General features: G+C 69.6%; 8 protein-coding genes. 7 read left to right on the top strand and 1 reads right to left on the bottom strand.

The genetic code is table 11. From position 1 onward, the window contains the following. The first annotated feature begins 554 nt into the window (after nt 1-554). From VAE46_RS12785 to VAE46_RS12755, 7 genes are all read left to right on the top strand, one after another. Entirely contained in the window at nt 555-1,328 is a 774-nt protein-coding gene (locus VAE46_RS12785) for a hypothetical protein (protein ID WP_322797328.1), read from the top strand. Then, nucleotides 1,328-2,125 carry a hypothetical protein gene (locus VAE46_RS12780; protein WP_322797327.1) on the top strand — a complete coding sequence of 266 codons (798 nt, stop codon included), beginning with the start codon at nt 1,328-1,330 and terminating at the stop codon, nt 2,123-2,125. Before VAE46_RS12785 ends, VAE46_RS12780 begins: the two co-directional genes overlap by 1 nt. A 23-nt stretch (nt 2,126-2,148) precedes the next feature. Next, nucleotides 2,149-4,368, top strand: coding sequence for a S8 family serine peptidase (locus VAE46_RS12775; RefSeq protein ID WP_322797326.1), 2,220 nt, complete (start codon nt 2,149-2,151; stop codon nt 4,366-4,368). Between the two features lie 620 nt (nt 4,369-4,988). After that, nucleotides 4,989-5,420 carry a sulfocyanin-like copper-binding protein gene (locus VAE46_RS12770; protein WP_322797325.1) on the top strand — a complete coding sequence of 144 codons (432 nt, stop codon included), beginning with the start codon at nt 4,989-4,991 and terminating at the stop codon, nt 5,418-5,420. Between the two features lie 82 nt (nt 5,421-5,502). Further along, entirely contained in the window at nt 5,503-6,153 is a 651-nt protein-coding gene (gene fsa, locus VAE46_RS12765; protein WP_322797324.1) for a fructose-6-phosphate aldolase, read from the top strand. Nucleotides 6,154-6,220: 67 nt separating this feature from the next. Further along, nucleotides 6,221-6,352, top strand: a complete 132-nt coding sequence (locus VAE46_RS12760) for a hypothetical protein (RefSeq protein ID WP_322797323.1) — start codon at nt 6,221-6,223, stop codon at nt 6,350-6,352. 523 nt (nt 6,353-6,875) lie between these two features. Continuing rightward, a complete protein-coding gene (locus tag VAE46_RS12755; RefSeq protein ID WP_322797322.1) occupies nt 6,876-7,334 on the top strand; it encodes a hypothetical protein in 459 nt (152 codons plus the stop codon). A 55-nt stretch (nt 7,335-7,389) separates the two neighbouring features. Here VAE46_RS12755 and VAE46_RS12750 read toward each other — a convergent pair. Then, nucleotides 7,390-7,771 (bottom strand): hypothetical protein (locus tag VAE46_RS12750; RefSeq protein ID WP_322797321.1); only part of this gene is annotated, 382 nt, incomplete at its 5' end.

Below are 7,771 nucleotides of genomic sequence, written 5' to 3'. Positions count from 1 at the left end.
GGGGGCGGCGGGCATCGTCTGGCTCCGTGACGGCGTTTCCGCGAGCGTGGCGAGCCCACGCGCCCAGCTCCAAGCGGGGCATGGCAGGGAAGGTGGGAGGTTGGAGGTGGGAGGTGGGAGATGGAAGGTGGGAGCCGGCTGCCGAAACTGCCCCACCCCACCCGGGAGCCGGGAGCCGGAAGGTTGAAGGTGGGAGGTGGAAGGTGGGAGGTGGGAGATGGAGGCCGGGAGCCGGCTGCTGAAACTGCCCCACCCCGCCCCGGACCGCGAGGTGGAAGGTGGGAGATGGAAACCGGCAGCCGGGAGCCCATGCCGCGCCTGCCCCACCCGGGCGGTGGTAGGCGGACGGCTGGTGGTGGAAACGGAGACCCGCGAACCGGGAGCGGGGAGCGGCCCGCAGATGAACACAACCTCCAACCTCCTACCTCCAACCTCCTACCTCCAACCTCCTACCTCCCACCTCCCCGGCCCTTCCCCTTTCTTTCGGGGCGAGCTTTCGTCAAGGAAGGGCCGAACGTACACTCGGCAGAGATTCGCCCCCGGGAAGGTTTGGTATGACCCGCGCCCGTGCGTTGGCCGCCTGTGCCTTCGCTTCCCTGTTCCCGTTTGTCGTGGTTGGAGCTGCCTGCGGCGATGGCGCCGATGAGGGCGGCGCGGGCTCCACCCCGGGCGCAGCCGCAACCGGCACGGTCGAGACCACCAACCCGAGCGTCTCGCCCGACCTCGAGCCCCCGGCCAGCAAGTACGTCGTCCGCGTCGAAGACCTCGGCGTGAACTGGATCACCGATATCCCGAGCACGCTCGTGCTCGATGCCGACACCTACGCGAAGACGCCGCGCGTCTTCAGCTCCGAAGACGAGGGCAAGCAGCTCCTCAGCGAATGGGGCTACGTCGGCGGCTACCAGACCGGCTACTCGCCCGAGGGCCGCGATTCGGCCGTGCTCAACGGCGCCTACTACATCCGCACCGAGTGCCACCTGTTCTCGAACGCCGACGGCGCCGGCAAGGCCTACCGCTACTTCGTCGACTTCGTGAAGGCCCAGCCGGGGATGGCACCCGTTTCGATGACGCGCGTCGGCAACGAGAGCGCCGCCTACGTGATGACGCTCGGCAAGATCGCGAACTCGCCGGTCAACGCCGTCTACCACCAGGTGGTGTTCCGCCGCGGCGACCTCGTCTGCGTGGTGCTGACGAAAGGGGCGGAGCCGTTCATGAAGGTCGATGCGGCGCGGGAGCTGGCGCTGATCAGCGATAAGAAGGCGCTCGGCCAGCTGGATGCGCCCGAGCCGACGCCGACAAGCAACTACACCCCCGCGGCGGGCAACTGATGGCGCGGCGGCGTCCTTCGCAGCCCGCGCTGGTGCTGCTGGCGGGGCTGGTGCTCATCGCCGCGGCGACCGTCACGGTGCTGCTGGTCACCTCCGGCGGGAACTCCGGCGACGGCGGCAGCGTTACAGGGGGCGTGAACGAACCGCAGCCCCAGAGCACCGGCGGCCTCGCCGGCGGGCCCGAACCCACCGTGAGCCTGCCGGCGAGCAAGTACGCGCCGCTCCTCTCCGAGCTGCCCGAGGGCATGAAGGTGAACGTGCCCGAGACGTTCACCATGAACATCACCACCTTCTCGTCGTCGTACTGGTTCGATACCAACGCCCAGGGCGAGGCCCGCGCGCAGGAATGGCGCATCATCGACGGCTTCCAGGTCCAGTACGACCCGGTCGGCCAGGCGGCTCAGCTGCTGCAGGGCGGCTACTACGCCTGGGCTGAGGTGTACCTGTTCGAAACCCCGGCCGGCGCCCGGCTCGCCTACGAGTACCTCGAGGGCCGGCTGAGCGCGCGGCAGGGCAGCGAGAAGGCCCAGGCCCGCCCGCTCGGCAACCAGTCGGCCGCGTTCCGCTACCAGCAGGGAACGGTCGGGACGAGCGACACCCCGGCCGTTTACCATCGATTCGTGTTCCGGCGCGGCAACGCCGTGGTGGCGATCCAGACCTTCGGCGCCGCACCGTTCATGTCGACCGACCAGGCGCGCGAGCTCGCGAAGCTGGTCGATGCCAAGCTTCTCGGCGAACGGGAAGCGCCCGTCCCGACACCCATCCCCACCCCGGCAATTGGAGGGGTTGGACAGTAGTGGCCTGAGGGCGAGGAGGGCCCGTGCAGCGACGGTGGTTCGGCATCATGGCAGCAGCGCTGCTGATGATCGGTGCGGGGGCGGCGGCACCGGGCCGGCCCGAACCCGCAGACGCCGACGCGCCCGAGGCCTACGTCACCGTCCAATTCGATACCGCCCTGCGCGCACAGCCGCAGCGGGCCGGCGGCCCCCCGCCGACGCTGGCGGAGCTCGGCTTCCATACCCTGCCCGTGCCAAAGGGCCGCGACCCGGCGGAGTACGCGGCCGAGCTCGAGCGCGCCCCGAACGTCCTCTCCGCCGAGCCGGACGTGCCGGTGCGGGCTGCCGCCATCCCGAACGACCCGTACTACCTGGGCTCGGGCAGCGGGCCGAACCAGGCGCAGTACCTCGCCGCCATCGGCGCGCCGGCGGCCTGGGACCTGCACACCGGCTCGAACCAGGTGATCGTGGCGGTCATCGATTCCGGGCTGGACCTCACCCACCCCGAGTTCGCGGGGCGCCTCTGGGAGAACCCGATCGATAACCGCAGCGACGGCATCGACCGGGACGGCAACGGCTGCATCAACGACCGCTACGGCTGCCGCTTCGTCAACCTCACGCAGGTCAACGGGGCGGTCTGCGGCTACACCAGTTCGACCCCCACGGGGGCGGTGCTGGATGACATGCCGAACAGCCACGGCACCCTGGTCGGCGGCATCATCGGCGCGGCCGGGGATAACGGCGTCGGCGTGACGGGCGTCGCCTGGAACGTCCGGCTGCTCACCATCAAGGCGCTCGACTGCCGCGGCGAGGGGTTCATGTCGCGCATCGCCGAAGGCATCGTCTACGCCATCCGGCAGGGCGCGCGCGTGATCAACATCAGCATCGCCTCCGACCCGCCCCACACGCAGGCCGATATCCCGGCGATGCGGGCGGCGCTCCAGCTGGCGCAGGACTCCGGCGTCATCGTGGTGGCGGCGGCCGGCAACCACCTGACCGGCCAATCGGCCGGGGTGGCCTACCCGGCGGCCTACACCCAGTACCCGAACGTCATCGCCGTGGGCGCGGCGAACAACCTCGACGGCATGAACTGGGCCACCTATTCGAACTACGGCCCGGCGGTCGATTTCGCAGCCCCCGGCAACCGGCTGCTTTCGACCACGCGCACGGATATCGGGCTTTCGAACCCGTACGCCGAGATCGGCGAGCCGAACGGCGGCTTCCAGGGCGGCACGAGCTTCGCCGCGCCGCTCGTCACGGGGATGTTCGCGCTGATGATCTCCCGGAACTCGCGCCTGAACGCCGACGACTACATCGAGGCCGCCCGCGCGGCGGCAACACCCGCGCCGCCGGCGCCGCACGGCCAGAACTGGGCCGGCAGCGGCATCATCAACATCGGCGGGGCGGTGGCGCGGGTGCCGATGAGCATCACGGGGACGCCGCAGCACAACTGGCGGGATGTCCCGGGCGGCACGCCGATCGAGGCACGCGTGGGCAGCACCGTCTGCGGCACCGCCGCGGCGATCGCTGCAGGCCCGGTCTCGACGTTTACCATCCGGGTGGCGAGCGACGCGGCACAGCCGGGGTGCGGCCAGCCCGGGTCGACGGTTGAACTGCTCATCGGCGGGCTGCCGGCGAAGCCGACCTTCACCTGGGGCGGCCTGAACTCGGACCTCGGCGTTTCGGGGCAGGCCGTCAGCAGCGTTTCGCCGCCGCCGGGAACGGTCGTCGTGCAGACCCTCGGCAACGGCTGGTCGAACCTGGCGCACCTGGAGGCGAGCGGGCCGCTGCCGGGCGCTGTTTCGACGCTGCCGCCCGGCTGGACGGCGCTCTACCGCTGGGACCCGCTCAAGTGGCTGTTCAGCGAGGCGGAAGGGCTGCGCGGGGCCTACCGGCGCTACCTCCGCGAGGCGCCTCCGGTGCTGAACGATTACCCGGCGATCAGCCAGTACGACGCCTACTGGGTAAAGGCGCCGGCGGCGAACATCGCCTCGCTCAACCCGAACCCGGCGCCGGGGCGGACCATCGAGCTGGCGGCCGGCTGGAACAACTTCACCTACACGGGCGAATCACGGGCGGTGGCCGATGCGCTCGCCAGCATCGCGGGGAAGTACACGCAGGTGCTGCAGTTCGATAACGCCAGCGGCCAGTGGCGGATTCACGTGCCCGGCCAGCCGCGCTACCTGAACGATTTCGGCGGCCTCTTCAAGCTGCAGGTGTACTGGGTCTACATGAAGGAGCCCGGGACGCTCGTCATGCAGTAGGACCACCCCCGCCGCCGGGAGCCGGGAACCGGGAGGTGGGAGATTGGAGGTGGGAGGTTGGAGGTGAGAGGTGGAAGGTTGGAATTCGCACTGCTAACGGCTGCCGGCTCCCGGGCGGGGCAGGCGGGCGGCGGGGCTCCCGGCTCCCGGGCGGGGTCGACGCGTGGCGCGGCTCCCCGCTCCAACCTCCAACCTCCAACCTCCAACCTCATTCGGTGCTCCCGGCCAACAAGCGCTGCGGCCCCCGCCGGAGAAGGGAGCGGGGGCCGCAGCAGGGGTGACCAGTTCGCCGCCTGAGGGGAACGCAGCAGAGGAGGGCGTCGACCTGGCTGGTGGCGGTGGTCCAGGGGCCCTGGAACCCTGAGCCGTGCCACATCCCGGATATTAGGCCATCCTAACCTCTGCTGCAAGCATGAATTCTCTCGGGCCCGCCCGCGCGTCGCCCCGCCCCGGAGCCCTGTCCCCCGGTTCCGCCCTGCCGGCCGCTAACCACGCCGTTTTGTGACGTGCTTTATTGACATCTCTCATGGGTCAATCTACCTTTACCGCGTTCGAACATACGCAACGGGGAGGGCTCAATGTCGAACCAACGAACCACCATCTTAAGTGTCCTGGCAAACATGAAACGCATTTCGCGTTACATGTTTGCCACCGTCCTTGTCGGCGTAGTCGCGCTCGGCGCCGCGGCCTGTGGGGATGACGACGACGACGCCGGGAACCGGCTGAACGTCACGCTTCGCGACTGGGCCATCGACCTCAAACCGGCGACTGTGCCGGCCGGCGAGGTCGAAATCCGGGCGAAGAACAACGGCAGCACCGCCCATGAGGTGATCGTCATCCGGACCGACCTCCCGGCCGACAAGCTGCCCTACGACGATGCGGCCAACAAAGTCATCGAGAGTGAGCTCGATGTCATTGGCGAGATCGAACAGTTCGCGGCCGGCGAGTCGGAAGAGGGGTCCTTCACGCTCTCGGCAGGCCGCTACGTCCTCATCTGCAACATCGCCACCCACTACGAGCTGGGGATGCACACCGTCCTGACGGTGCAGTAGCAGTTCTCGGCGGGGCATTCGCCTTCCGCAGAGCGCAGGGCCGGGTACCATGCGAAACAGCATCCGCACCCGGAGCCCGGCCATGCAGCTCTTCCTCGATACCGCCTCGATCAGCGAGGTCCGCGCGGCAGCCCGCTATGGCGTCATCAGCGGGGTGACCACCAACCCGAGCCTGCTGGCGAAGGAGGGCGGCGTCAGCTATCGCCAGCGCATCCAGGAGATCGCGGAGGTGATCGACGGCCCCATCTCGGCCGAGTGCATCTCGCGCACGGCCGATGAGCTGGTGGCCGAGGCGCGCGAGCTGGCCAGCTGGCACCCGAACGTGGTGGTGAAGATCCCGATCGACGCCGAGGGGCTGGAGGCCATCCACCGCTGCAGCCGCGAGGGCATCCGGGTGAACGTCACGCTGATTTTCTCGGCGAACCAGGCGCTGCTGGCGGCGCTGGCCGGCGCGGCCTACCTCTCGCCGTTCGTCGGCCGGCTCGATGACGTCGGCCATGACGGCATGGAGCTGGTCCGCCAGTGCGTCGAGATCGTCGAGCGCCATGGCCTGGGCGCGCGTGTGCTGGCTGCCAGCCTGCGTCATCCCCTGCACGTGACGCAGGCGGCGCTCGCCGGGGCGCACATCGCCACCATCCCGCCCTCGCTCCTGCCCCAGATGCTGAGGCACCCGCTCACGGATGTCGGGATCGAACGGTTCCTCGCCGACGCCCGCACCGCCGGCCTGCTCTAACGCGATTCCACCACCTGCTCCCCAGCGAGAGCCGTCACCTGCCGGTCCGGGCCTGGCGGCTGCCGGCGTGCCGGTCGAGCTGGTCCGGGTGCGCCATGCCGGTCACGGCTTCGTCCCCGAGGGCGGCCAGCCCGACCCTTCGCGGGCGGAGATGGTGCAGCGCACCGTGGGCTTCTTCCAAGCGGAGCTGCTCGACTGATCTAAGCGGCGCCGACGGCCTTGCCATTGCGTACAATTCGCGTGCGATGCCGTCGGCCACGCCAGGTCAACAGTCGTCGACCTTTTGCATGCTTCAGCGTCGCTGGTTGCTGCACAACGGCCTGATCGTGATAGCAACACTGGCAGTCAGTGCTGTGGCCTGCAGTTCAAAAGAAGACGCCCCCGCGCCCATTTCCCCCAAACCTCAATACCAGCAGGGATTCATCACCAGGGGCCAGCAGCCGACGCCAACGCCCAGGGCGCCATGGCCGACGCCGACCACTGCGGTGCAGGTGATGACGCCAATCCCGACACCCGTACATCCCACCCCCACGCCCGAGCCATCGCCCGCACCAACCCCAACACCGACCGCAAGCGCCACCCCGGTCTCACCCGGCGCTGCCGCTTCGCCGGGCACGGCGGGCTCACCTCCGAACCCGACTGGGACGCTTCCGGCGTCCCCCACGACGCCTCCCACTCCGCGACCCACGCCTACGCCCACGCCTACGCCAAGCCCGACGGCGATGCCCCGCCCAACCTCGACCCCAACGCCGCGGGCCACCCCGACGCCGGCCGCGGTGACCATCCCGATCGGGCGCAGTATCGATGTCCAGATGTACGACTCCGTGATCCGCTGGGAGGTGATCAGCCTGACGGACCCCTACACGCGCGAACAGCCGTGGAGGAGCGCCCACCGGTACATCGTTCTCTACGTCCGCGCCACCAACATCGGGAACCAGACGGAGCGCCTGTTCTGCGCCGACACCTGCACGCGTGTCGTGCTCTCGGACGGCGAAGCCTCCAACGGCATCCGCCTCGGGCTCGACAGGCCATTCGAAGAGACCATCGACAAGTTCGGCGGGTTCGACCTCCTGCCCGGCCGCTCCGTCGAGGGCGAAATCTGCTACTCGATTCCCAGGGAGGCGCAGGTTCTCGGCTTCCGCCCCAACTGGATTCGCGGTACGCCAGCGCTGCTCTGGTAACTGGAGCCGACGGCCCCTGCGCTGACGAGCAGCGTACATCCGCCAGCTGTCACCTTCAGGCGGCGCCGACGGCCTTGCCGCCGCTGAGCCGCACGGTCCCCCGGTTTCCGAGGACGTTCCCGAGGCTGCGCGCCAGCTCCGGCGTCGCCTGCACCCGCAGGAAATCGAACTCCAGCTCGTCACCGGCGGTATCCCGGATGACGAGCCGCACTTCGTCGTCCCCGGGGTGCCGCTTGAGCAGGTTGACCACCGCCTCCAGCAGGGTCTCGTCGGCGGTGACGTCCTCGGTTTCGTACAGGGTGATGACGAGCCGCGCCGCCTCGCCGCTGACCGGCGGGGTCACCCCCGGCCGGGCCGCCTCGGCCACGATGCCGGGGCTGCCGCCCGCGCCGTTCCCGTTGCGGGCCGGCGAGTGGCCGTTGCCGTTGCGCGGACCC

It is taken from the genome of Tepidiforma sp., from assembly GCF_034433535.1.
Classification (GTDB): Bacteria; Chloroflexota; Dehalococcoidia; order Tepidiformales; family Tepidiformaceae; genus Tepidiforma.
Note: the sequence above shows the minus strand (reverse complement) of the source record. Positions and strands in the feature narration are given on the sequence as shown.

Bases quoted from the DNA above. Each gene is read 5' to 3' on its own strand.
- VAE46_RS12780 (WP_322797327.1), top strand. From the start codon at position 1,328: ATGGCGCGGCGGCGTCCTTCGCAGCCCGCGCTGGTGCTGCTGGCGGGG.
- fsa (WP_322797324.1), top strand. From the start codon at position 5,503: ATGCAGCTCTTCCTCGATACCGCCTCGATCAGCGAGGTCCGCGCGGCA.
- VAE46_RS12770 (WP_322797325.1), top strand. From the start codon at position 4,989: ATGAAACGCATTTCGCGTTACATGTTTGCCACCGTCCTTGTCGGCGTA.
- VAE46_RS12755 (WP_322797322.1), top strand. From the start codon at position 6,876: ATGCCCCGCCCAACCTCGACCCCAACGCCGCGGGCCACCCCGACGCCG.
- VAE46_RS12785 (WP_322797328.1), top strand. From the start codon at position 555: ATGACCCGCGCCCGTGCGTTGGCCGCCTGTGCCTTCGCTTCCCTGTTC.